20 protein-coding genes are annotated in these 25,637 nt (G+C 56.0%); 10 read left to right on the top strand and 10 right to left on the bottom strand.

What is annotated here, in order from left to right; translation table 11 throughout:
- Nucleotides 1-4: 4 nt before the first annotated feature.
- The 3 genes from AC1RKG_RS14100 (at nt 5) to AC1RKG_RS14090 (ending at nt 3,658) form a co-directional block, all read left to right on the top strand.
- The gene (locus AC1RKG_RS14100; RefSeq protein ID WP_493183278.1) at nt 5-1,153 is read left to right on the top strand and encodes a glycerate kinase; all 1,149 of its coding nucleotides are present in this window, start codon (nt 5-7) and stop codon (nt 1,151-1,153) included.
- Nucleotides 1,154-1,299: 146 nt separating this feature from the next.
- Nucleotides 1,300-2,262, top strand: coding sequence for a ferrochelatase (gene hemH / locus AC1RKG_RS14095; RefSeq protein ID WP_044548739.1), 963 nt, complete (start codon nt 1,300-1,302; stop codon nt 2,260-2,262).
- A 91-nt stretch (nt 2,263-2,353) separates the two neighbouring features.
- On the top strand, nt 2,354-3,658 hold the full coding sequence (locus AC1RKG_RS14090; RefSeq protein WP_020825541.1) for an inosine/guanosine kinase: 1,305 nt from the start codon (nt 2,354-2,356) through the stop codon (nt 3,656-3,658).
- A 270-nt stretch (nt 3,659-3,928) separates the two neighbouring features.
- Here AC1RKG_RS14090 and ybaL read toward each other — a convergent pair whose 3' ends face one another.
- On the bottom strand, nt 3,929-5,620 hold the full coding sequence (ybaL, locus tag AC1RKG_RS14085) for a YbaL family putative K(+) efflux transporter (RefSeq protein ID WP_041414282.1): 1,692 nt from the start codon (nt 5,618-5,620) through the stop codon (nt 3,929-3,931).
- A gap of 247 nt (nt 5,621-5,867) precedes the next feature.
- Nucleotides 5,868-7,085: an MFS transporter gene (locus AC1RKG_RS14080; RefSeq protein WP_493183276.1), complete on the bottom strand. Its 1,218-nt coding sequence runs from the start codon at nt 7,083-7,085 to the stop codon at nt 5,868-5,870.
- A 180-nt stretch (nt 7,086-7,265) separates the two neighbouring features.
- On the opposite strand from AC1RKG_RS14080, the gene ushA reads away from it, so the two are divergent.
- Both ushA and AC1RKG_RS14070 read left to right on the top strand, forming a co-directional pair.
- Nucleotides 7,266-8,918, top strand: coding sequence for a bifunctional UDP-sugar hydrolase/5'-nucleotidase UshA (ushA, locus tag AC1RKG_RS14075; RefSeq protein WP_020825544.1), 1,653 nt, complete (start codon nt 7,266-7,268; stop codon nt 8,916-8,918).
- Nucleotides 8,919-9,154: 236 nt separating this feature from the next.
- Entirely contained in the window at nt 9,155-9,895 is a 741-nt protein-coding gene (locus AC1RKG_RS14070) for a methyltransferase family protein (RefSeq protein WP_493183275.1), read from the top strand.
- Nucleotides 9,896-9,942: 47 nt separating this feature from the next.
- Here the strand turns inward: AC1RKG_RS14070 and ybaK are convergent, their stop codons facing one another.
- From ybaK to copA, 3 genes are all read right to left on the bottom strand, one after another.
- On the bottom strand, nt 9,943-10,422 hold the full coding sequence (ybaK, locus tag AC1RKG_RS14065; protein WP_020825546.1) for a Cys-tRNA(Pro)/Cys-tRNA(Cys) deacylase YbaK: 480 nt from the start codon (nt 10,420-10,422) through the stop codon (nt 9,943-9,945).
- A 225-nt stretch (nt 10,423-10,647) separates the two neighbouring features.
- Nucleotides 10,648-11,451, bottom strand: a complete 804-nt coding sequence (locus tag AC1RKG_RS14060) for a TraB/GumN family protein (protein ID WP_128864434.1) — start codon at nt 11,449-11,451, stop codon at nt 10,648-10,650.
- Between the two features lie 149 nt (nt 11,452-11,600).
- Nucleotides 11,601-14,321, bottom strand: coding sequence for a copper-exporting P-type ATPase CopA (gene copA / locus AC1RKG_RS14055; RefSeq protein WP_493183273.1), 2,721 nt, complete (start codon nt 14,319-14,321; stop codon nt 11,601-11,603).
- 107 nt (nt 14,322-14,428) lie between these two features.
- Here copA and cueR point away from each other — a divergent pair, with 107 nt between their 5' ends.
- Together cueR and AC1RKG_RS14045 are read left to right on the top strand one after the other, a co-directional pair.
- Nucleotides 14,429-14,836, top strand: coding sequence for a Cu(I)-responsive transcriptional regulator (gene cueR / locus AC1RKG_RS14050; RefSeq protein WP_122077539.1), 408 nt, complete (start codon nt 14,429-14,431; stop codon nt 14,834-14,836).
- A 140-nt stretch (nt 14,837-14,976) separates the two neighbouring features.
- Nucleotides 14,977-16,746, top strand: a complete 1,770-nt coding sequence (locus tag AC1RKG_RS14045; RefSeq protein WP_493183271.1) for a putative phage tail protein — start codon at nt 14,977-14,979, stop codon at nt 16,744-16,746.
- A 33-nt stretch (nt 16,747-16,779) separates the two neighbouring features.
- On the opposite strand, the gene AC1RKG_RS14040 is transcribed toward AC1RKG_RS14045, so the two are convergent.
- Together AC1RKG_RS14040 and AC1RKG_RS14035 are read right to left on the bottom strand one after the other, a co-directional pair.
- Nucleotides 16,780-17,250 carry an NfeD family protein gene (locus AC1RKG_RS14040; RefSeq protein ID WP_142815771.1) on the bottom strand — a complete coding sequence of 157 codons (471 nt, stop codon included), beginning with the start codon at nt 17,248-17,250 and terminating at the stop codon, nt 16,780-16,782.
- Nucleotides 17,251-17,252: 2 nt separating this feature from the next.
- Nucleotides 17,253-18,158, bottom strand: coding sequence for an SPFH domain-containing protein (locus tag AC1RKG_RS14035; protein WP_020825551.1), 906 nt, complete (start codon nt 18,156-18,158; stop codon nt 17,253-17,255).
- Nucleotides 18,159-18,400: 242 nt separating this feature from the next.
- Here AC1RKG_RS14035 and cfa point away from each other — a divergent pair, with 242 nt between their 5' ends.
- The gene (gene cfa, locus AC1RKG_RS14030; RefSeq protein WP_122077543.1) at nt 18,401-19,552 is read left to right on the top strand and encodes a cyclopropane fatty acyl phospholipid synthase; all 1,152 of its coding nucleotides are present in this window, start codon (nt 18,401-18,403) and stop codon (nt 19,550-19,552) included.
- Between the two features lie 271 nt (nt 19,553-19,823).
- Here cfa and AC1RKG_RS14025 read toward each other — a convergent pair whose 3' ends face one another.
- The 3 genes from AC1RKG_RS14025 to tesA all read right to left on the bottom strand — a co-directional run bounded on the left by AC1RKG_RS14025 (nt 19,824) and on the right by tesA (nt 22,197).
- Nucleotides 19,824-20,678 (bottom strand): co-chaperone YbbN, encoded by an 855-nt coding sequence (locus AC1RKG_RS14025; protein WP_493183269.1) that lies wholly within the window; start codon nt 20,676-20,678, stop codon nt 19,824-19,826.
- 78 nt (nt 20,679-20,756) lie between these two features.
- A complete protein-coding gene (locus tag AC1RKG_RS14020) occupies nt 20,757-21,533 on the bottom strand; it encodes an SDR family oxidoreductase (RefSeq protein WP_046374326.1) in 777 nt (258 codons plus the stop codon).
- Nucleotides 21,534-21,558: 25 nt separating this feature from the next.
- Nucleotides 21,559-22,197: a multifunctional acyl-CoA thioesterase I/protease I/lysophospholipase L1 gene (gene tesA / locus AC1RKG_RS14015; RefSeq protein WP_044548763.1), complete on the bottom strand. Its 639-nt coding sequence runs from the start codon at nt 22,195-22,197 to the stop codon at nt 21,559-21,561.
- Here tesA and ybbA point away from each other — a divergent pair.
- Nucleotides 22,168-22,854, top strand: a complete 687-nt coding sequence (gene ybbA, locus AC1RKG_RS14010; protein ID WP_020825556.1) for a putative ABC transporter ATP-binding protein YbbA — start codon at nt 22,168-22,170, stop codon at nt 22,852-22,854. The two genes, tesA and ybbA, sit on opposite strands and share 30 nt — an antisense overlap.
- Complete coding sequence (ybbP, locus tag AC1RKG_RS14005) at nt 22,851-25,283, top strand: putative ABC transporter permease subunit YbbP (protein ID WP_122077547.1); 2,433 nt, start codon at nt 22,851-22,853, stop codon at nt 25,281-25,283. Before ybbA ends, ybbP begins: the two co-directional genes overlap by 4 nt.
- Nucleotides 25,284-25,637 lie beyond the last annotated feature (354 nt).

Here is a 25,637-nt window from a genome sequence, read left to right as displayed (position 1 = left end):
AGTAATGAAAACGCTGAAAAAAGTGGTGATTGCGCCGGATTCGTTTAAAGAAAGCCTGAGTGCGTTGGAGGTGGCGGAAGCCATCGAACGCGGCTTCCGCCAGATCTTCCCGCAGGTACAGTATGTGAAGCTACCCATGGCGGACGGCGGCGAAGGCACGGTGGATTCGATGGTGGCAGCCACCGGCGGGGAAATCGTTACGGTCGCGGTCACTGGGCCGTTGGGCCAGCCGGTACAGGCCTTCTATGGTTTGCTGGGAGAGGGAGAAACTGCCGTTATCGAGATGGCGGCGGCTTCCGGGTTGCATCTGGCTCCCAAGGCGCAGCGAGATCCGCGCATGACCACCAGTTATGGCACCGGTGAGCTGATCCTGGCTGCGCTGGAGCGCGGCGTTAAGACGATTATTCTTGGCATTGGCGGCAGCGCCACCAACGACGGCGGGGCCGGCATGATGCAGGCGCTTGGGGCCACACTGCTGGACGAGAATCGACAGGCTTTGCCGCCTGGAGGGGCCGCGCTGGCGCAGTTGGCCTATATCGATCTTTCCGGGGTGGATCCGCGTCTGCAGCAGGTGAGCATCACGGCGGCCTGCGACGTGGATAATCCTTTGTGTGGTGCTAACGGAGCCTCCGCGGTGTTTGGCCCGCAGAAGGGAGCCACGCCGGAAATGGTCACGCAGTTGGATGCGGCGCTGTGCCATTACGGCACATTGCTGGAACAGGCTACCGGTCGTGAGGTTATCAACGCGCCCGGTGCAGGAGCGGCAGGGGGAATGGGTGCGGCATTGCTTGGCATGCTAAACGCCCGGTTGCGCCCCGGTATTGAGATCGTGATCGAAACCCTTCAATTGGAAGAGGCGTTGCGTGATGCCGACCTGGTGATCACCGGCGAAGGGCGACTGGACAGTCAGTCTATCCACGGCAAAACGCCGATTGGCGTGGCGCGGGTGGCCAAACGCTTTGGTTTGCCGGTGATCGGCATTGCCGGCAGCCTGTCGAAAGATTATCAGGTAGTGCACCAGCACGGCATTGACGCCGCTTTTTCGGTGCTCGATCGCGTTGTCTCTCTGGAGGAAGCGTTGGCGGAAGCGGCCGATAACCTGGAGGTGACGGCGCGTAATGTGGCGGCAGTCTGGCGACTGGCGCAGAGTTAATATCATTCCCCTTTATCATGGGCAACGCCTGTTGCTGATATCGGTTCCGACGAGGCGCTTTTCCGTTACAATAGGCGCCATTAATCGACGTTAACCCCCTGACCCAGAACAGGGGGTTAGCTTGCAAGGAATCAAGGGGAACTGAGATGAAGCAAGAGAAACACGGGGTATTGCTGGTGAACCTGGGCACGCCGGATGCTCCGACCTCGTCGGCGGTAAAACGCTATCTGAAGGAATTCCTCAGTGACGACCGCGTAGTGGATACAGCCCCATTGATCTGGTGGCCGATCCTCAACGGTGCGATCCTGCCGATCCGTTCGCCGCGCGTTGCCAAGCTGTATAAGTCGGTATGGATGGACGAAGGCTCACCACTGCTGGTCTACAGCCGCCGTCAACAGCGCGCATTGGCCGCACGTATGCCGAACACGCCGGTTGAATTGGGCATGAGCTACGGTTCACCGAGCCTGGGCGAAGCGATAGACAAGCTGTTGGCACAGGGCGTGACCAATCTGGTAGTACTGCCGTTGTACCCGCAATACTCCTGTTCAACCAGTGCAGCCGTGTGGGACGGCGTGGCGCGCATACTGAAAGGCTATCGCCGCCTGCCGTCGATCAGCTTTATCCGCGACTATGCCGAACACCCGGCCTACATCGCCGCATTGCGTCAAAGCGTGGAGCGTTCGTTTGCCGAGCATGGCCAACCGGACCGGCTGGTGCTGTCATTCCACGGCATTCCCAAGCGCTATGCACGCCTTGGCGACGATTATCCGCAGCGTTGTGAGGATACGTTTCGTGCATTGACCGACACTTTGCCGTTGGCGCCGGATCGGGTCATGATGACCTACCAGTCGCGTTTTGGCCGTGAACCCTGGTTGACGCCGTATACCGACGAAACCCTCAAAGGCCTGCCTGCGCAAGGCGTTAAACATATTCAGCTTATCTGCCCAGGTTTTTCGGCGGACTGTCTGGAAACGCTGGAAGAAATCAAAGAGCAAAACCGCGAAATCTTCCTCGAGGCGGGCGGCGAGAAGTTTGAGTACATTTCTGCGCTGAACGACGAACCGGCGCACATTGATATGATGCAGCAACTGGTGGCGCAGCACCTCTGATCCCCAGAGCGCAAAATAGTGACAGTCATCATCAATCGGGCAGGAGTGTGCTAACATTCTCTGCCTGTTAACTGCCACTGCCGCCAAATAAATGAAATTTCCTGGTAAACGTAAGTCCAAACACTATTTTCCGGTGAACGCCCGCGATCCGCTCTTGCAGCAAGCTCAGCCTGAAAATGAAATCAGCACCTCCTATATCGTCGGTATCGATCAGACGCTGGTGGATATCGAAGCCAAAGTGGACGATGCCTTCGTCCAGCGTTACGGTCTGAGCCTGGGGCACTCCCTGGTGATTGAGGATGACGTCGCCGAGGCGCTGTATCAGGAACTGATCGACAATAATCTGATCACCCACCAATTTGCCGGCGGCACCATCGGCAATACTCTGCACAACTACTCCGTGCTGGCGGACGACCGTTCCGTTCTGCTCGGCGTGATGTGCAGCAATATCAAGATTGGCAGCTACGCCTATCGCTATCTGTGCAACACCTCCAGCCGTACCGATCTTAACCACCTGCAGGCGGTTGACGGTGCTATTGGCCGCTGCTTTACGCTGATCGGCGAAAGCGGCGAACGGACCTTTGCCATCAGCCCCGGGCAGATGAATCAACTGCGGCCGGAAAGCGTGAAGGAAGAGGTGATTGCCGGTGCTTCGGCGCTGGTGCTGACGTCATATTTGGTGCGCTGCAAGGAAGGGGAGCCGATGCCGGCTGCCACCATGCAGGCAATTGAATTTGCCAAAAAGCACGACGTACCGGTGGTACTGACGCTGGGCACCAAGTACGTGATCGCCGATAACCCGCAATGGTGGCGCGACTTCCTGCAACAACACGTGTCGATCCTGGCGATGAACGAAGATGAAGCGCTGGAGTTGACCGGGTTGAGCGATCCATTGACTGCCTCTGACATGGCGCTTGAATGGGTGGATCTGGTGCTGTGCACCGCCGGGCCAAACGGTCTGTATATGGCGGGTTATACCGAAGAGTCGAATAAGCGGGAAACCCAGCATCCGCTGCTGCCGGGGCATATTGCCGAATTCAACCGCTATGAGTTCAGCCGCGCCATGCGCCGTGAAAGCTGTGAAAATCCGTTCCGCATCTATTCGCACATCGCGCCTTACATGGGCGGGCCGGAGAAAATCATGAACACCAACGGTGCCGGTGATGGCGCACTGTCGGCGTTGCTGCATGATATCGCCGCCAACGGTTATCACCGCAATAACGTGCCTAACTCCAGCAAGCACGTTCGCAGCTATCTGACCTATTCCTCGCTGGCGCAGGTGTGTAAATACGCTAACCGTGTCAGCTATCAGGTGCTGAATCAGCATTCGCCGCGCCTGACGCGTGGCCTGCCGGAGCGGGAAGACAGTCTGGAAGAGTCTTACTGGGAACGCTAACAAGCAAAAGGTCCGGCAAGCCGGACCTTAGATTACTCATAAAGCCCGTTATTAGGGAGAGCGTGCCGAAGGGGTCGTAGCGGCTTGCCCGCCGACCCATTTGCCGGGAGCAAATGGGAACGACGTCCAAGTCGGCCCGCAGGGTGGGACACAAGGATGTGTCCCATAACCGCCCCTCGGTGCGCTAGGCCCGGCTATCTCGGGTTCAAAAACAACTTGTCATCAGATTAAGGTCCGGCATGCCGGACCTTTTTTATATCGAATCGCCGATCAGATCGGGCAACCGCCCATTTTCTCTTCTTCGCTCAGCGTATCCAGTTTGAGAATATTCAGCATGCTGTTGGCGATTTCTCGTTCGCCCATCACTACCTGATTCGCCCCGCGATCGGAGATATAAGACACTTCGTCATCGTAGTGCGCACGGGCGATGATCTCGATGTTCGGCCGCTTGGTACGTGCCGAAGCCACGATTTCACCGGCCTCGTAACCGTTGGGAATGGTCAGCAACAGCCAGCGTGCACAGTCGAGTCGCGCCAGATCCATCACTTCAGGATTGGCGGCGTTGCCCAGCACCGTTTTGATGCCTTGTTCACGCAGGGCTTCCACCCGTGGGCGGGAGTTCTCGATCACCACCAGCGGAATACCGGCTTCGGCCAACTTTGCCCCCAGCAGGCTGCCGACGCGGCCATAGCCGACCACCAGCGCATGGTTGCACATATCGACCGGGATCTGCTTTTCTTCTTCTACCGCTTCTTCCATTATCTGGTCTTCCATGGTTTCGGTTTTGGCCAGATAACGCTCAAGCAGCGTGAACAGCAACGGATTCAACATAATCGACAAGATAGCCCCGGCCAGCACCAGATTGCGGCCGTGCTCCGACATCATGCCCAGCGTGATCCCAAGGCCGGCCAGAATGAAGGCGAACTCGCCAATCTGCGCCAGACTGGCAGAAATGGTCAGCGCGGTGCGTTTGGAGTGGCCGAACATTTTCACCAGCAGGAACGCTGCCGCCGATTTCCCGAACACGATAATCGCCAGCGTTGCCAGCACCGCCAGCGGCTCGTTGATCAGGATCATCGGATCAAACAGCATGCCGACCGACACAAAGAACAGCACGGCGAAGGCATCGCGCAACGGTAAGGTATCGTGGGCCGCGCGATGGCTCAGCTCCGACTCGTTCAGCACCATGCCAGCGAAGAAGGCTCCCAGGGCAAAGGAAACGTCGAACAGCTTCACCGCGCCATAGGCAATGCCGAGCGCCAGTGCCAACACGGCAAGGGTAAACAGCTCGCGCGAGCCGGTGCTGGCGGTTTTCGCCAAGATCCACGGCACCAGCCGGCGGCCTACCACAATCATCAGCGCAATAAAGGCGATGACTTTACCAATGGTGATTGCCAGCTCAGTCAGCAACTGGCCGCTGCTGGCGTTGTCATTGCCCAGCATGTTGCCGAACGCAGGCAGCAATACCAGCGTCAGCACCATCGCCAGGTCTTCAACGATCAGCCAGCCAATGGCGATTTGCCCGCGCTGGCTGTCGATCAGTTGGCGTTCTTCCAGCGCACGCAGCAGCACCACGGTACTGGCGGTAGAAAGACAGAGACCGAACACCAGGCCGGAAATCAAATCCCAGCCGAGCAGCTTTGATAGCCCCATACCCAACAGAGTGGCGACGGCAATCTGTGCCACGGCACCGGGAATAGCGATATGTTTAACTGCCAGGAGGTCTTTAAGCGAGAAATGGAGGCCAACACCGAACATCAACAGGATCACGCCGATTTCCGCCAGTTCCGGTGCCAGCGAGGTGTCGGCAACAAAACCGGGGGTAAAAGGGCCGGCGAGCACGCCTGCGGCAAGATACCCCACCAGCGGGGAGATGCGCAGGCGATTCGCCAGCATTCCGAGGAGGAAGGCAAGTACTAACCCTCCGACAATGGTGGTGATTAAGGGTGTTGAATTATGCATCCAGACTCCTTCTAGCTATGCATGGCAGCAGAGGGGAAACGCAACAAAGTTACGAAAAGATACATTTAGTTTATTGCATTTGTTCGCGTCTTGCTTAGCTAAATTGAGCTTTTTTGCGAAAAAGCAGAGGATTCCGCTTTGGGCAGGGCAGTAAGGGGATTTAACACTAAATAAGTCAAATAACGTTGGTTTGTTCGGGAGATGACCCGACTGAGCGCAATGATTCAGCCGGGTTTTATCAGGGGTATTACGAGTTATGGTCCATATTAGGCAGTAATGCGGTGATAATGCCGATCAATGGCAAGAAAGCACAGATTTGGTAGACCAATTCGATACTGGTCAAATCTGCGACATAACCAAGAACGGCTGCGCCTAATCCCCCCATACCAAAAGCAAAACCGAAGAATAAACCGGAAACCATGCCCACTTTCCCGGGGATCAGCTCCTGTGCATAAACCAGAATGGCCGAAAATGCCGAAGCGAGAATTACCCCGATAATGACGGTTAAAATGCCGGTCCAGTAGAGAGAAGCATAGGGTAAAGCCAGCGTAAATGGCGCAGCACCCAGTATTGAGCCCCAAATGACATATTTACGCCCTATCTTGTCGCCGAGAGGCCCGCCAATTATGGTTCCTGCTGCTACGGCAAACAGGAATGCAAACAGGTGAAACTGCGCATTCTGCACGGAAACGCCGAACTTATGTATCAAATAAAAGGTGTAATAGCTGCTGATACTGGCCAAGTAGAAGTATTTGGAGAAAATCAGCACCAGCAGGATGCCCAGCGCATAGGTGACAGTACGTTTTGGCAGCGGTTTCACCGTCGAGGACGCTTTTGGCTGACCTTTTGTTGCCCGGTGCTGATGTTGATACCATTTGCTGACTTGCAACAGCACCACAATAGCCAACAGCGCGGCCAGTGAGAACCAGGCCACGTTACCTTTGCCATAAGGCGCAATAATCAGCGCGGCCAGCAGGGGGCCGAGAGAGCTGCCAAAGTTACCGCCGACCTGGAACAACGATTGAGCCAGGCCATGTCGGCCACCGGAGGCCATGCGCGCAACGCGGGAGGACTCAGGGTGGAATACCGAGGAACCGGTGCCGACCAGCGCCGCTGCCAGCAGCACCAGCGGGAAGGTATTGGCGAAGGACAGCAGCAGCAGCCCACACAGCGTAAAGCCCATGCCGATCGGCAACGAATAGGGCTGCGGGTGTTTATCCGTGTAGTAACCGATTAACGGTTGCAATAAGGAAGCCGTGAGCTGATAGGTCAGAGTAATCATGCCGATCTGCACGAAGCTGAGGCTGAAGTCAGCCTGCAGGATCGGGTAAATCGCCAGGATCAGCGATTGAATCATGTCGTTAAGCAGGTGAGAGACGCTGATGGCACCGAGAATCGAGAATGCAGTCCCTTTAACCGCGCTGCCCTTGGCCGGTGGCATGGCAGTATCGCTACGGTCGGTCATTTTATTATTAGCCTGGTAAGTTTTAGAGGACAGAGCAGATATCTTAGCAAGTTGTTCAATATTTGCCATATCCGACATAATTTGACGTATATCGCAAAAATTTGAAATCAAAGGGCTTTGTTTCGCGTTACAATTTCGGTCACCTCAAAAAAGCCGTTAATGATCATATGGAGTTCTGCCATGCGCTTTTCGCTAAAAACCACCGCATGCGCTCTGGCCGTATCCCTGACTTTCCTGTCGGGAGCCGCCAGCGCCTGGGAAAAGGATAAGACCTACGACATCACCATTTTGCACACCAACGATCACCACGGCCATTTCTGGCAGAACGATCATGGCGAATATGGCTTGGGTGCACAGAAAACCTTGGTAGACAGCATCCGTCAGGAAGTCGCAGCGCAGGGGGGCAGTCTGTTGCTGCTGTCGGGCGGTGATATCAACACCGGCGTGCCGGAATCCGATCTGCAAGATGCCGAACCGGACTTCCGCGGCATGAATCTGGTGGGTTACGACGCAATGGCGATCGGTAACCATGAATTCGACAACCCGCTCAGCGTGCTGCGTCAGCAGGAAAAGTGGGCGACCTTCCCACTGCTGTCGGCCAACATTTATCAAAAAAGCACCCAGCAGCGTCTGTTCAAGCCCTATGCCTTATTTGACAAGCAGGGGATCAAGATTGCGGTCATCGGCCTGACGACGGATGACACGGCCAAGATTGGCAACCCGGAGTATTTTACCGACATCGAGTTCCGTGTGCCTGCACAGGAAGCCAAACAGGTAGTGGAGCAATTGCGTAAGGACGAAAAGCCGGACGTGATTATCGCCGCAACGCACATGGGCCATTACGATGACGGCAATCACGGCTCCAACGCGCCGGGCGATGTTGAGATGGCGCGCAGCCTGCCTGCCGGCTATCTGGACATGATCGTTGGTGGTCATTCGCAGGATCCGGTCTGTATGGCGGGCGAGAACCACAAGCAGGTGGATTATGTGCCGGGCACGCCGTGCGCGCCGGATCGTCAGAACGGCACCTGGATTGTGCAGGCGCATGAGTGGGGCAAGTACGTGGGCCGCGCCGATTTCCAGTTCCGTAACGGTGAGCTGAAGCTGGTGCATTACCAACTGATCCCGGTCAACCTGAAGAAGAAGGTGGAGAAAGCCGACGGCACCAGTGAGCGCGTGTTTTACACCCAACAGATCGCAGAAGATCCTTCCATGATGAAGCTGCTGACGCCGTTCCAGGAAAAAGGTAAGGCGCAGTTGGACGTCAAGATTGGCAGCGTCAACGGCAAGCTGGAAGGCGACCGCAGCAAAGTGCGCTTTGTACAGACCAACCTGTCACGCGTCTTGTTGGCAGCGCAGATGGAACGTGCCGAGGCTGATTTTGCGGTGATGAGCGGTGGCGGGGTGCGTGACTCGATTGAAGGCGGCGATATCACCTATAAAAACGTGCTGAAAGTGCAGCCGTTTGGCAATACGCTGGTCTACGTCGAGATGAAAGGCAGCGACGTGGAAAAATACCTGGCGGTAGTCGCCAACATGAAGGTAGATTCCGGGGCCTATGCGCAGTTTGCCAACGTTAGCCTAACGGCGGACGGTCAGGGCGTCAGCAACGTCAAGATCAAGGGGGAACCGCTGCAGGCGGACAAAACCTACCGTATGGCCACGTTGAACTTCAATGCGTTGGGCGGCGACGGTTATCCGAAGCTGGATACCCTGCCAAGCTACGTCAACACCGGGTTTATCGATGCCGAAGTCTTGAAGCAATACATCGAGAAGCACTCACCGCTGGACGCAGCGGCTTATGAGCCTAAAGGCGAGATCGTTTATCAATAATATTATGGCGGCTTTTACCGGTTAAAAGCCGCCGTCGATTTTCCCCGCATTACCACACTTCTAGTATAAAAGAATTCGAATATTATTAATTTCAATATTGTTTTCCCTGTCTTGCATAATTGTATTTCTATTTTCTTTGTCTATACCTTTAGGGTTAATGATTTTATCTTTCTTAAATCATAATTTTTCCAGGAAATAAAGCTCAGCGAAATAATCGTGATTGAAGAGGAAATGAAATGTACAGGACAGCAGTGCTTTTATATGGCGTCGTCGGCTATTTTTTAGGGGTGGTTGGCTTTGTTTTGCTTATTTTATTACTTAACGGCTGGTGGCTGAGAAATATGGTCGCCGTTAGGGAGGATACCGACGTATGGCCCTGGCTGGTGAATATCGTTTTGCTTTTGCTGTTTGGCTTGGTGCATTCCGTTATGGCCCATGAGAGGTTCAAGGCCCGTTTGGCGCTGTCCCCGGCATTGGAAAGAAGCTCCTATGTGTTAATTGCCGGTGCGTCGTTGGCGCTGCTGGCGCTTGCGTGGCAACCACTGCCGGGCGTCTTGTGGCGGCTACAGCCAGACAGTGTTGCCGCATGGGGGCTTAACGGTATTAGTGCGCTAGGCTGGCTCGTGGTCTTTGCGTCAACCTGCATGATCAGCCACACCGACTTATTTGGCTTGCGACAATCCTGGCTGCAATGGAGAGAACGCCAATATACCGATTTGCCTTTTCAGGTAAGAGGATTTTACCGGTTGACACGGCATCCCATGATGACGGGAATGTTACTGGCATTTTGGTTCACGCCAGAGATGACCGCTGGGCGTCTATTATTTAATTCAGGTATGACATTATATATTTTGGTGGGTGTTTATTTCGAAGAACGTAGCCTGCTTAAAGCTTTAGGGGCGGATTATCAGCGGTATTGCCGACATGTTCCCATGTTGTTGCCGCGAATGGGGATACGGAATAAGCCGACGGAGTAATCAGATCCCGCGGCCGACGTTGGGACTGCGGCCGCGTCATCAGGCTTCTAGTCGCGCTTGGCGATATCGGCGAAGCTGCCGGCCAACAGCCGGCAAAGATCTTGCGCCGCCAGTTCGATGTCCAGCCCGCGTTTACCGCCGGAGACATAAATGGTGGCGAACTGCTGTGCCGGGCTGTCGATCACCGTTGGCAGCCGCTTTTTTTGCCCCAGCGGGCTGATGCCGCCGACCAGATAACCCGTCACGCGCTGCGCCAGTAGCGGATCGGCCATCTCTGCCTTTTTGGCGCCGAGCGCACGAGCGACCTTTTTCAGATCCAACTGTGTAGCTACCGGCGTGACCGCCACTGCCAGATGTTTGGCGTCGCCGTTCAGCGCCACCAGTAACGTTTTATAGACGCGGTCTGCATCTAGCCCCAATTTTTTCACTGCTTCATCGCCGAAGTTGGTTTCAGCACTGTCGTGATGATAAGGATGAAGGGTAAAAGCGACTTTTTGTTTCTCAAGCAGGATCACTGCGGGCGTCATGTGTTTTCCTCTTCCCCGTTAAGCGGGAGGTTGCAAACGGATGCAACAAAATTACAAAAATATAACGGTAACAGCAACCTGAGTGGCGGCCGCGTAAAGCGGGTTGCCAAGATGTTCACTGGGTTGCTACCCTGTCTGTTGTAACCGTTAACACGGTTGCTATGCGTATAACTAAAATACAAGAAATTCCTCTTTGACTGGCCAGTAGCGATATTGGCCACTTTTTTACTGCGCCTGCAGCATCGCCGGCAGATTATCCTCGCCATACAGATGCAGTGCGCCTACCGCCACCACGTAATTTCCTGGCGGTAACGCCTCCAGCTTTTGTTGCCAGTCGCGATTTCGTTGGTGCATCAACACGTCATACAGATCGGCGCTGAATGTGGCGGGCAGGGTTTCGAGCATACCGCTGGGTTTTGCGTCTAGCCACCAACTCACCATGGTTTGCAGCAAGCGTGCGTTGGTGTGCCAGTGCTCCAGCGTGTCGCGCAGCAGTGCCATTCCTCCCTCCGGTAACTGTTCCAGCATACTCATCTGGTGTTCCGCGCCTTCCAGCTCAATCACCTTTTTATGCTGGTCTCTGGCCGCCTGCAACAGTTGATAATCCACGCCGTATTCGGCGCGTAATCCCAATCGCTGAGCCTGACGGGCTTGCATCATTAACGCTACCTGCCAGCCTGGCAGGGTGGAAAAACTGTCGGCGTCGGCACCCAGCTCCTGGCACAGCGTCAGTAATTGCTGAAATTCTGACTCTGAGAGCCGCTGTTCAAGTTCCGGTTGCTGTTCGATGTGGTCAAAGGGCGAGGCGGAACCGGTGATGTCGGCTTCAACAATCAGGGCATCTGCCTGTTTGAGGCGAGCTGCCAGCTTGGCCGGCAGCGGCGACATATCCACCGTGCCCATATGAATGCTGCCCACCAGATGGAACTGACGATCGCCGGGCAGCCGAATATCCAGCGCCGGGTAGGCGTAAGTCATCGGGGATATCAGGCCGAGAAAGGCGGCGATTCGGCGTAACAGTTGACCCATACAGCGTGGCTCCTGAATAGCGTGTTCACCCTTGGCTTGGCAAGGTGAGGATTCCCCATGCTAAACGCTATCCGCTGGACAAGAAAGCCTGAAGAGTGAAGGAATTATCCCAAAGAAAAAGGGGCGCACTATTTGCGCCCCTTGGGTATTTAGCGTTTGGGTTTAAAACGCAGCAGTCGGTTGGCGTTACTGACCACGGTAATGGAGGACAGCGCCATAGCCGCGCCCGCCACCACCGGACTGAGCAGGGTGCCGGTCAACGGATACAGTACCCCGGCGGCAATCGGGATGCCGAGCGTGTTGTAAACAAAGGCCCCCAGCAGGTTCTGCTTCATATTGCGCAATGTGGCTTTAGACAGCTCAAGCGCATCGGCGACGCCGTTCAGGCTGTGGCGCATTAGGGTGATGGCGGCAGTCTCAATGGCGATATCGCTGCCGCCTCCCATGGCAATGCCGACATCGGCCTGCGCCAGCGCCGGCGCGTCGTTGATACCGTCGCCGATCATGGCTACGCGGTGACCCTGCGCCTGCAGCTGTTTGATCGCTTCGGCTTTGCCCTCCGGCAACACGCCGGCAATCACCCGGTCGATACCGGCCTCTTTGGCAATGGCGTTGGCGGTCACCGGGTTATCGCCGGTTAACATCACCAACTGATAGCCCTGACGGTGCAAGCGCTGTAGCGCTTCAACGCTGTCGGCGCGCAGCGGATCACGGATGGCGAACAGCGCGGCCGGCTTACCCTCGACGGCCAGCAGCACCGGCGTAATGCCGCGCTCTGCCTGTTGCTGCATCTGTGTGTCCAGCTCGGCGGTGGCCACCTGATGCTGCTGCAGCAGTGCAGCATTGCCCAGCAGCAACTTCATGCCGTCCACTTCACCGCTAACGCCGGCACCGCGCAGAGTACGGAACTGTTCAACCTGCGGCAGCGCTTGTCCTTCGGCGTGATCAACGATGGCACGGGCCAGCGGGTGGCTGGCGCCCTGTTCCAATGCGGCAGCCCAGCGCAGTGCCTGCTGCTCGCTCACCTGGTTAAACGTGAGGATTTCCACCACCCGCGGCTGACCTTCGGTCAGGGTGCCGGTTTTATCAAACACCAGGGTGTCGAGTTGGCTTGCCTGCTGCAAGGCATCGGCATCACGTACCAGCACGCCAAATTCGGCGGCGCGGCCCACTCCGGAGATGATCGACATCGGCGTCGCCAAACCCAGTGCGCAAGGGCAGGCGATGATCAAGACCGTGGTGGCGATCACCAGCGTATAAACCAGCTGCGGTTGCGGGCCAAAGAAATACCAGATTGCGGCGCTGAACAGGGCGATGGCCACTACCGTCGGGACGAATACTGCAGAAATGCGATCCGCCAGCTTACCGATCTCAGGCTTACTGCTCTGCGCCTGACGCACCAGCTTGATGATGCGTGCCAGGGTGGTTTTGCTGCCGATAGCGCCGGCACGGAATAGCACACTGCCGTCATCGACCACCGTACCGGCATGTACGGTATCACCCACGCTTTTTTGTTGCGGCACCGCCTCGCCGGTCAGCATTGCTTCATCCAGCCAGACTTCACCCTGAATTATCTCACCGTCTACCGGGATACGATCGCCGGTCGTCAGCCGCAGCGTCATGCCGAGCTGCACCTGCGCCAACGGGATGCTTTTCTCGCCATCGTCGGTCACCAGGCGCGCCGTCGGCGGCGTCAGATCCAACAGCCGTTCCAGCGCCTGTGATGAGCGCTGGCGAGCGCGTTGTTCCAGCGCATGGCCCAGGTTTATCAGACCGATGATCATTGCGCTGGCTTCGTAGTACAGATGCCGCGCCGCCATCGGAAAGAAATCCGGCCACAGGTTGACGCTGATTGAGTACAGCCAGGCGGCACCGGTGCCCAGTGCGACCAGGGTGTCCATGGTGGCGCTGCCGTTCATCAGCGCGCGCCAGGCATTACGATAGAAATGCCCGCCGGCGAACACCATCACCGCCAGCGTGAGCAGGCCGACCAGCAGCCACGGACGCTGAGTTTCCGGCGTCAGTGACATGCTGCCACCAAACAGCCCCCAGGCCATCAAGGGGATACCCAGCGCCAGGCCAAGCGCGGCTTGCCAGCGAAAACGCTTCATATTGGCTTGCGCAGTTTGCTGTTGGCGCTCGCGGCGTTCGGTTTCGTCCTGGATCATTTCTGCGCCGTAACCGGCTTTCTCGACCGCCGCGACCAGCGCTTGTGGATCGGCGCTGCCGGTGATCAGCGCGCTGCGTTCCGCCAGATTGACGCGCGCCTGATCTACACCGGATACGCTTTGTAGTGCATTTTGCACTTTACTGACGCAGCTGGCGCAGCTCATGCCACTGAGCAAAAGCTGCACGCTGTCATCATCATCGCCATTAGAGGTTGCCGGAAGGGGAGACGAGGCCGTTGCCTGGGTTTCCGGCAATACAGGGACTGATTCAGTCAACGGCTCAGTTTTTGGGGAGGTAGCGGCTCCGGCAAGGCTCGCGTGATAACCCGCGTCTTCAACTGCGGCGATCAACGCCTCGGAAGCGGCGTCACCGTAAACCTTGGCGCTGTCGATACTGACGTCGGCGGCAATCACCCCCGGCACCGCTTCCAGCGCTTTGCGGGTGCTGGCAGCGCAGTGCATGCAGCTCAGACCGTTCAACTGCAGCTCGGTATCCGGCTGTTGCGCCACGGCGGCCTGATAGCCGGCAGCGACTACGCTGTCGATCAGCGCCTGGCTCGACGCCTCGCCAGTGACTTTGGCATAGTGGACATTGACCTCTGCCTGTTCGACATCTTCGCGGCTTTCCAGGGCTTTTTTCACCCGCTGCGCGCAGTTCATGCAGGTCAGTCCCTGCAATGCCAGCACTGTGGTTTGTGACATGATTCGATTCCTCGCTCAGGTGCGGTGTTTAAAGGTTGACCGCTTAGCCTATTTTCACTAAGAATGGAGTCTAAACCTTCCAGCAAGGGGAAGGTCAAGGGGGATAAATGAATATCAGCGACGTGGCGAAAAAAACCGGTTTAACCAGCAAGGCAATCCGCTTCTATGAAGAGAAAGGGCTGGTTACCGCGCCGATCCGCACCGATAACGGCTACCGCAGCTACAGCCCGAAGCACATTGAGGAGCTGACGTTGCTGCGTCAGGCGCGGCAGGTGGGGTTTAACCTGGACGAATGCGGCGAACTGGTGGCGTTGTTCAACGATCCGGCCCGTCACAGCGCCGATGTGAAAGCACGCACCCTGCAAAAAGTGGCGGACATTGAAAAGCACATCGCCGAGTTGGGTGAGATGCGCCAGCGTTTACTGGCGCTGGCGGATCAGTGCCCGGGGGATGACGGAGCAGAGTGCCCGATCATTAATAACCTGGCAGGGTGTTGCCACACAGAGAAACGGTGAAAAAGATAACGGTTATTAGCTAGATCACAGAACTTATGTTCATTGATCAACCATACAACTTACTCCCATTTATCCCCTACCAAATGCCTCTTATTGTTGCTATGTCCATAAGGACTTCGCTTACTAAGAGGTTTTTCGTTATGAATACTTGTCCTGATATCGCAACATTACGAACTATTATCCCTACCTCGGCTAATGAATTTATCGAGGTTGTTTCTTATTATTCAGGCTGGCACGGAGATGATCAATTGCAGTCTGGCGGTGGGGTTTTCATTTCTTCTACTGATCCTGACCTTATTGATGATGCAGGAATTTATATAAAACCCAATTCACAGTGGACATGGGTTCGTGCGTTAAACAGTCAGTCTCTGGTATCGCCAAATATGTTTGGTGCCCGTGGCAATGGTAGTGCAGATGATACTAACGCACTAACGGCCGCTTTTTTGACAACATATGATACGGTTTGTCAGCAGGGGGCAACTTATATGACGTCTGACACCGTACGGATTAAGAATGGTAATTCTGGTAAGAAAGTTATTAATCTGAATGGTGCAACTATTAAGGCTAAGCCAGGTCATCTGAAACCATTTTTTGCTAATCAAACCTCTACTTCTGAGGCTTATGACTATTTGCATGGTGTGGAAATGTTTGGTGGCACGTTATATGGCTGGGTAAAGCGTGAAAGTGTTTATCACCAGGTGTCTTCACATAACGGTTTTGTCGCGGGAGACAAAAGTTACTTCTATCATATGACAGTGCGGGGATTTTGTGACGGTATGGTATTAATGGGCGACTCCGTCGCTTTCGACGTGAGTGTTGATGAGTGTAGGGATAATTTAATTGTCGTTAAGAACAATGATAATGTGGTCAGTAATATAACAGGTGGTTATTGCCTTGGCGATGGGGTTTTAGTTAAGGGCAATAAAAATATTGTTGCTAAAGTCACTATTGCTGGCGCGGGAATACCAGCCAGTACTTTTGAGCCTGGTTATGTGTCTGGTTCTATTGTTGCTTTAGGGCAGGATAGTCAACTCGATGGAATGACTTCAAACTGTTATGTCATTGATGTTAAATGTGGAACATGGGGTGGAGGTGGGGTCATTGTCGATGGCAAAAATAATTTTTGCGACAATATTGTGGGTGGCGACTGTTACTATCTTGAACAGACGAATGCTTCTGCCATTCTAAACGGAGCGCCGGCAGTGTATGTCGGTGGCAGCAAACACCGAATCAATAATGTTACTGTTGGGCACTGTATTAGAGGAGTGGAAATACATGATGGTTCAGAAGGCAACCTCATTGACAATATTTCTATAGCATCGTGCCGGGTACATCCAGGATTAAGTGCGTCTGGTACTCAGTTGGATAGTCGCATTGGTAAATTAACGTTCGGTCGTCTGATTGGCAATAAGGCTTTAGATCTTAACATGAGTGGTCTGGTTATAGATCAGATTACGGTTAATGAATATGCAAGTGCTTTCGGAAGTGGAGGGAGTCTTTGCAGCATTAAGAAACCAGCAACAATTGGTAGCTTGGTATTTAACAGCAAGTCGGCAAATAACATGCTGCCGGTAGTGTTGATGGAGGCAAATGCGAACATTGATAATCTGATTGTGAACAACAACAAGTCCGTTAGTTTACAAACTATGGCAAGCGTCACCCAACTGCCACAGAATTTGACAATCCAACAAACGGCAGATGCCATTGACTCAGCGGTTAAAATATTCGGAGACGGAGCCTTATTCGTTAAAACCTGGCAGATCAAAGGCAACCCGACAGTCCTGCCAAGTCTTCGGGGGGCAGATACACAATTAACTATTGAACACTATCCTTCCGACAGTCTGCCATGGAAAGTGACCTATCCTGCAACCTCAAAAGTCATCGTTCTAAACTCGGCATTGATTGCATAAACAAAAAAGCCGGGACCCTCCCGGCTTAATGAGTTAACGGGATTGTTGAGGTAGCGCGCGGATCACCAGCGTTATGCCTTCGACGGCGATCACTTCCACCTCGGTGCCCACCGCCAGATCTTCACTGGCCTGCGCACGCCAACTGCTGTCGCCGATGTTAATGCGCCCCATGCCGTTGTGCATGGGTTCCGTCAGCGTGGCGCGGGTGCCAATCAGCTGGCGGTTGCGCTGGTTCAGTACCTGCGAACCGCTGGAGGCCGCCGCCGGACGTTGGCGCAGCCAATACCACCACAGGTAGGCCACCACCACGGTCAGCACGGCAAAAATCACCCCCTGCCATTCCCAGGCCAACTGCGGCAACAACCAGACAATCGCGCCGACCACCACCGCGGATACGCCGCTCCATAACAGGTAGCCGCTGGCGCCGAGCATTTCGGCCGCCAGCAGCAGCCCGCCAAGGGAGAGCCAGAACCAGTGCGGGTTTGCTGCAATTTGTTCGAGCATGATTACTTGCCTTTGGTGTCTTTCAACAGCTCGGCAATGCCACCAATTGAACCGAGCAGGCTGCTGGCATCCAGCGGCATCATGATGACTTTACTGTTATTGGCGGAGCCGATCTTCTGCAGCGCATCGGTGTATTTCTGCGCCACAAAGTAGTTCACCGCCTGGATATTGCCGCTGGCGATAGCATCGGACACCAGTTGAGTCGCACGAGCTTCGGCTTCCGCGGCACGTTCACGGGCTTCCGCCTGCAGGAACGCAGACTGACGCTCACCTTCCGCCTTGAGGATTTGCGACTGTTTGTCGCCTTCGGCACGCAGGATAGCAGCCTGACGTACGCCTTCGGCCTCCAGAATATCCGCACGCTTGGTTCGCTCGGCCTTCATCTGGGCGTTCATTGCCGAGATTAACTCTGCCGGTGGACGTACGTCACGGATCTCGATACGGGTGATTTTAATGCCCCAGGGGTTGGTGGCCTCATCGACAATGTGCAGCAGGCGGCTGTTGATGCTGTCACGCTGCGAGAGAATTTCGTCCAGCTCCATCGAGCCGAGCACGGTACGGAAGTTGGTCATGGTCAGGTTGACGATCGCCAGTTCCAGGTTGCTGACCTCATAAGCGGCACGGGCCGGATCCACCACCTGGATAAAACACACCGCATCGATGGCCACATTGGCGTTATCGCGCGAGATGATTTCCTGAGATGGAATATCCAGTACCTGTTCCATCATATTGATTTTTCTGCCGATGCGGTCCATAAAAGGCACCACCAGGTTTAAACCGGGCATCAGCGTTTTGGTGTAGCGGCCGAAGCGTTCCACCGTCCATTGGAACCCCTGCGGAACAATTTTGACGCCGGCAAATACGATGATTAGCGCGACGACAATCACGATGGGAATAAGGGTAAACATGGCAAACCTCCTGTCGGACATATGTAAACGAATATTACGCCAGCTACCGTGCAAAGACTAATAAATCAGGGGCGTTGTGCCATTAACATTCCAAATTGGCATGTTTCCAATAATTTTAATTCATTTCATGACGTTGTCCGCCTTGGCTAGAGTAAAAAGCATTGCCGTTTTTCACTTCAAATATTTGTCATTTATATTTGCGACTATGCTTTTTGAAATGACATCTAGCGCCAAGGATTGTTATGGACTCAATCAGTGTTGATGAACTCGCCCCGAAAAAAGATCGTTGGTATCGCATTGTGGAGGAATTGTTGTCCTCCGCCGATGTAGCCATCAACGGCAACCGCGCCTGCGATATCAAGGTACATAATCCGGCGTTGTTTAAACGCATTTTGCAGGAGGGATCGCTCGGGTTCGGCGAAAGCTACATGGATGGCTGGTGGGACTGTGAGCGACTGGATGTGCTATTTACCCGCATTCTGCAGGCGGGCGTCGATGAGCGCTTGCCTAAAAACCTGAGCGACGTTGCGCGCATCGCCTATGCCCGGCTGTTTAACCGCCAGTCGCGTAAACGCGCCTGGCAGGTGGGTAAGGAGCATTACGATATCGGTAACGATTTGTTCCGCGCGATGCTCGATCCCTATATGCAATATTCCTGCGGCTATTGGAAAGACGCTGACACGCTGGAGCAGGCGCAGCAGGCCAAGTTGAAAATGATCTGCGAGAAGTTGCAGTTGAAACCCGGTATGTCGCTGCTGGACATCGGCTGTGGCTGGGGCGGATTGGCTCAATATGCGGCAGAAAACTACGGCGTGTCCGTGTATGGCGTGACGATTTCCGCCGAGCAGCAAAAGTTGGCGCAGGAACGCTGCCAGGGATTGGACGTGGAGATACAACTGCAGGATTATCGCGATCTTGACCGTCAGTTTGACCGCATTGTCTCCGTCGGCATGTTCGAACACGTGGGGCCGAAGAACTACGACACGTATTTCCGCGTGGCGGCGCGCAACCTCAAGCCCGATGGGCTGTTCCTGCTGCACACCATAGGTGCTAACCAAACCAATCTGCACGTCGACGCCTGGATAGACAAATACATTTTCCCCAACGGCTGCCTGCCATCGGTACGGCATATTTCCGAGGCCAGCGAAGGGCGTTTTGTGATGGAGGATTGGCACAATATCGGCGCCGATTACGATCGAACGCTGATGGCCTGGTATGAAAATTTCAAACGGGCGTGGCCGCAGCTGGCCGAAGAGTATTCCGAGCGGTTCGAGCGGATGTTCACCTATTACCTGAATGCCTGCGCCGGCGCGTTCCGTGCACGGGATATTCAGCTATGGCAGGTGTTGTTCAGCCCGAAGGGGGTGGACGGTGGGGTTCGTGTTTACCGCTGATATCCCCTTCGTCTTTCCAGCCACATCGTTGTTGGCTGCACGCTCGAGCCCTGGTCACTTAGTTATCTAAGCTCCCAGGGCTTCTCGCGTTTGCCGCCTAGATGTGGCGGGAAATCCATTGGGGATCTGTCCCAAATAACTAAGGCCATACCCTAAATAATTGGAGTTGCATCACGGCGGCAAGTTTGTAAGTCCCCAGGAGCTTACTTAAGTAAGTGACTGGGGTGAGCAAACGCAGCCAACACAGATGCAGCTTCAAGTATGACGGGTATTAATACAGTAATGAATACAACTGACGGCGGTACTTAGCTGCTAATGCGTCGCCGGTGCCCAGCGCGGCCAGAATATCCATCAGCGTCTTGCGCGCGTTGCCATTGGCAGCGGCGAGATCTTTCTTCAGATGCCCCATCAGCAGCTCCAGCGCTTCTTCATTGCGCCCGACCTGATGCAGTTGCAGCGCCAGCTGCACGGCTAAATCGACGTTCTCCGGTTGCTGCTCCACCTGCTGTTGCAACTGTTGAATTTCCGGCGTGTCGGCAGCCTGCTTCAGCAGCTCAATCTGCGCCACCAGACCCTGATAGCGGGTATCACGATCCTGCAGCGGAATGGTCGCCAGCACGGTTTCGGCATCTTCAGTGCGGTTCAGCGCTATCTGGGTTTCTGCCAGTGTCAGGCCAATATCGCTGCGTTGCTGGCTGGCTTGCCAGGCGTCTTTCAACAGCGGTAACGCCTCAGTGGCATTACCTTCGGCCAGCAATTCAGTCGCCTGCGCCAGCTTCAAATCTTCTTCTTTGGGCAGGAAACGCTGCAGGAATTCGCGGATCATCTCTTCCGGCTGCGGGCCCTGGAATCCGTCGACCGGCTGGCCGTCTTTGAACAGGTACACCGTCGGCAAAGAACGCAGGCCAAACTGGGCCGCGATGGCCTGTTCGGCGTCGCAATCCACTTTTGCCAGCACGAACTGACCGGCATATTCCTCCGCCAGTTTGTCCAGTATCGGGGTGAGCTGCAGACAGTGTTGGCTGCGATCCGACCAGAAGTAGAACACCACCGGCAGGGACATTGACTGTTCCAGCGTCTGGTGCAGGTTAGTTTCGTTAATATCAACAACAGCTTGAGCTAGCATGTATTTTCTCTCTGATCTTGCGGAGCCATTGGCTTTTAAATGGGGGCGGAGTGGCGTTCTTCAACCCCGCCGGCCCAATTAACCGTTGCTGCGCAGCAGCCAGTCCAGGCAGCGGCCGGGCAGGATGCGACGCAATACGCTGAGCGCGTGCGCCAGCAGGGTCACCGGGTAACGCAGTTTAGCCCTTGGACTTTCCAGCGCGTGGCGCAATTTGGGCAAAATGGCTTCCGGCGGCAGCGTCAGGCGCTTGGCAATACCGGGGTTATGCACCGGTTTGTCGCTCTGCGCCTGATTGACGTTCTGGGTAAAGTGGGTGGAGATGGGGCCAGGCTCAATCAGGCTGACCTGAATGCCGGTACCGTGCAGCTCCATGCGCAGAGCATCGGACCAGGCTTCCAGCGCAAACTTGCTGGCGGCATAGGCACCGCGTCCGGCGCTGGAAACCAGCCCCATCACCGAACTGGTCTGAATAATGCGCCCCTCGCCGTGCGGCAGCATTGCCGGCAACAGCAACTGGGTTAACTGATGGGTGCCAAACAGGTTGGTGGCGAATTGGCGTTCCAGCTGCTGGCGCGAAATGCTGCTCAGCGGCCCATAAACACCAAAGCCGCCGTTGTTGAACAGGCCGTACAGCCGATTGCCGGTCAGTTCGATCACCTGTGCGGCGGCACGTTCGACGCTGTCGCTGTCGTCCAGATCCAGCTCAATGCCTTCCAGCCCAAGCTGGCGCATGTTTTCCACGTCCTGCGGTTTGCGGCAGGCGGCCAGCACGCGGTAGCCACGGTTACGCAGATCCTGTGCCGCAATCAATCCAATCCCGCTGGAACAGCCGGTTATCAACACTGCTTTTTGCATAACTTTACCTAGTGTACAACGCTATTTAGTTAGACTCATGTTTTACTAGAGGTTCCAGACGTTCCGCCATCCAGGTGGCGATAAACGGTTGGGCATCCTTATTGGGATGCAATCCGTCATCCTGCATCCATTCCGCTTTTACCACCACCTGTTCCATATAGAACGGCAGCAGCGGAATGTTGAACTGTTTGGCCAACTGAGGGTAAACCGCGCTGAAGGCCTCGGTATAACGGCGGCCATAGTTGGGCGGGATGCGGATCTGCATCAGCAGCGGCTGTGCGCCGGCCTGCTGTACCAAGGTGATGATTTGGCCGAGATCGCGCTGCAGGTCCTGTGCCGGGAAACCTCGCAGACCATCGTTGGCGCCCAATTCAATCAGCACCCAGCGCGGCTGGTGCTGTTTTAGCAATTCGGGCAGGCGGGCCAGCCCCTGTGCAGCGGTGTCGCCGCTGATACTGGCGTTGACCAGTTGCGGATCGCCCGGCTTTTTCTGCCATTGATCGGCCAACAGCGTCGGCCAGGCCTGCGCCACCGGCAAGCGATAACCGGCGCTTAAACTGTCGCCTAAAATCAACAGGGTATCGGCGGCGACAGCGCGTAAACTGAATAATCCCAACAGCAAAAGGAAGGGAAGATGCCAGCGGAAAACGTTCTTGAAGTTCATCATCTTAGTAAACACGTTGGTCAGGGTGAGCATCAGCTCTCCATCCTTACCGGAGTCGAGCTGGTTGTCAAACCCGCGCAGACAATTGCCCTGATTGGCGAGTCCGGTTCGGGCAAGTCAACGCTGCTGGGGATCCTCGCCGGGCTGGACGACGGCAGCGAAGGGGAGGTGCATTTGTTGGGCGAATCGCTGACCGCGCTGGACGAAGAGGGCCGCGCCGCGCTGCGTGCCAAAAATGTCGGCTTTGTCTTTCAATCATTTATGCTGGTGCCGACGCTCAATGCGCTGGAAAACGTGCAGTTGCCGGCGCTGCTGCGCGGTGAAAGTGACCGCCAGAGCCGTGAGCAGGCGGTGCAACTGTTGGAACAGTTGGGTTTGGGCAAGCGCCTTGATCATTTGCCGGCGCAGCTCTCGGGTGGCGAACAGCAGCGGGTGGCGCTGGCGCGGGCGTTTAGCGGGCGGCCACGGGTGCTGTTCGCCGATGAGCCGACCGGCAATCTCGATCGCCAGACCGGCGAGCGCATCGCCGATTTGCTGTTTTCACTCAACCGCGATTTCTCCACCACCTTAATCCTGGTCACTCATGATGAAACCCTGGCGGCGCGCTGCCAGCGGCGGCTGCGCCTGCGCGAAGGCAAGCTGTGGGAGGAAGCATGATCTGGCGCTGGTTCTGGCGCGAGTGGCGCTCGCCGTCGCTGCTGATCGTTTGGCTGGCGCTGACGCTGTCGATGGCCTGCGTACTGGCATTGGGCAGCATCAGCGATCGTATGGACAAGGGCCTGAGCCAACAGAGCCGCGATTTTATCGCCGGTGACCGTGTGCTGCGCAGCGCCCGGCCGGTACCGGAAGGCTGGCTGCTGGATGCGCAGCAGCAGGGGCTGAAGGTCAGCCGGCAGCTGTCGTTCACCACCATGACCTACGCCGGAGACCGGCCGCAGTTGGCGGACGTGAAGGCCACCGATTTGGCCTATCCGCTGTACGGCAAGCTGGAGACCCGTCCGGCTAATGCCAAGCTGACGCCGGGCAGCGTATTGGTCGCACCGCGTTTGCTGGCGCTGTTGAACGTAAAGGTGGGGGATACGTTGGACGTGGGCGACACCCAACTGCGTATTGCCGGTGAAATCATTCAGGAGCCGGATTCCGGCTTTAACCCGTTCCAGACCGCGCCGCGTATCATGATCAATCTGGCGGATGTGGATAAAACCGGGGCTGTGCAGCCAGGTAGTCGCCTGACCTACCGTTATATGTTTGCCGGAGCTGCGCAGGATATTCAGCGTTACGAAGATCGCCTGACGCCGCAGCTTGGGCCGGATCAGCGCTGGTTCGGACTGCAGGAATCCGGCAGCGCATTAGGCAAATCGCTGCAGCGTTCGCAGCAGTTCTTGCTGTTGTCCGCATTGCTGACTTTGCTGCTGTCGATTGCCGCCGTAGCGGTGGCGATGAGCCACTATTGCCGCAGTCGTTACGATCTGATCGCGGTGCTGAAAACGCTGGGTGCCGGTCGTAGTGCGCTGCGTAAGCTGATTGTCGGCCAGTGGCTGGCGGTGATCCTGCTGGCTGCGATATGCGGGGGGATTATCGGGTTGGGATTTGAGGCGGTGTTGATCCGCCTGCTGGCTCCGGTGTTGCCGGGGGAGCTGCCTGCCGCCGGGACCTGGCCGTGGCTGTGGGCGATCGGCGCGTTGCTGATGATTTCGCTGCTGGTGGGGCTGCGGCCATACCGGCAGTTGTTGGCGACTCAGCCGCTGCGGGTGCTGCGCCGCGATGTGGTGGCCAACGTCTGGCCGCTGCGCTACTTCCTGCCGGTGACGGCGGTGATTGTGGTAGCGTTGCTGACCGCGCTGATGGGCGCCAGCACGCTGCTGTGGTCGATCCTGGCCGGTATTCTGGTGCTGGCCTTGCTGTTGGGCGCTATCGGTTGGGGCAGCCTGCTGCTGCTGCGTCGTATTACGCTTAAAAACCTGGCGCTGCGTCTGGCAGTTAACCGTCTGTTGCATCAGCCTTGGGTGACGGTGAGCCAACTGGCGGCCTTTTCGCTGTCGTTTATGCTGTTGGCGTTATTGCTGGTGTTGCGTGGCGATCTGCTCGAGCGCTGGCAGCAACAACTGCCGCCGGACAGCCCAAACTACTTCCTGTTGAACCTGACCGAAGCGCAGGTGCCGCAGGTGAAGACCTTCCTGCAACAGCATCAAATTGCACCTGAGACCTACTATCCGATTGTCCGTGTTCGCCTGACCGAGATTAACCAGCAGGTGGCGACCGAACGGGTGCACGAGGACGATCCGGGCGGTGAAGCGGTGAATCGCGAACTGAACCTGACCTGGCTGGCGGATTTGCCGGCGCACAATCCTTTGCTGGCGGGCAGTTGGCCGCCTAAGACCGGCGAAGTGTCGATGGATCAGGGTATTGCCGGGCGGCTCAAGATCAAGCTGGGCGATACGCTGACCTTCAGTGGCGATACCCAGTCGTTCAGCGCCAAGGTGACCAGCCTGCGGCAGGTGGATTGGGAAAGTCTGAAGCCGAACTTTTACTTTATCTTCCCGCCGGGTGCGCTGGACGGTCAGCCGCAAACCTGGCTCACCAGTTTCCGCTATGACGGGGACGGCCAGATGTTAACCCAGCTCAATCGTCAGTTCCCGACGCTCAGCCTGCTGGATATCGGCTCGATCCTCAAACAGGTGGGCGGCGTGCTGCAGCAGGTCAGCCGCGCACTGGAAGTGATGGTGGTGCTGGTGGTGTTGTGTGGCGGCCTGTTGCTGATGGCCCAGGTGCAGGTGGGGATGCGTCAGCGACGTCAGGAGTTGGTGGTGTATCGCACGCTGGGCGCAGGCAAGCGCCTGTTGCGCAGTACGCTGTGGTGTGAATTTGCCCTGCTGGGGCTGGTGGCGGGCATCGCCGCTGCGGTGGGCGCCGAGGCGGCACTGTGGCTGTTGCAAAGCCAGGTGTTTGACTTCCCGTGGGCACCGACACCGGTGCTGTGGTGGGCACTGCCGTTGCTCAGCGCGCTGTTGCTGTCGCTGTGTGGCGGTTGGCTGGGCGTGCGTTTGCTACGTGGTCAGGCGCTGTTCCGCAGCTACGACGGCTAGTTCCTTCAGGTTATCGACCGGCCCATTGTCAGGGGCCGGTCGACGTTACTCTCCGCACGACCCGTTTCTCGTTAACACTACCGCTTTCAATCCCTGCCTCGATCTGTCGGCCATCCTCTTGGCCGAACTCTGCGTGAAATCGGTTACACTCCGCCTTCGGGTTACTCAATTTATTGGGAGCGGCCAAGGTAAAATGATATTGCTGACACCGCCATATTAGGGCATGAATGCTTATGTTTAGCCTTTAAAATCAGTGGTAAGTGTTGTTTTTAAGGTTGTGTTTCTGTTTTTATCTAAACAAATAATAAATGTAATCGTTTCCACTAATGTGATCGCACTCACTTCTCTCTGGCG

Source organism: Serratia sp. GW822-FHT06D09, assembly GCF_058799515.1.
Note: the sequence above shows the minus strand (reverse complement) of the source record. Positions and strands in the feature narration are given on the sequence as shown.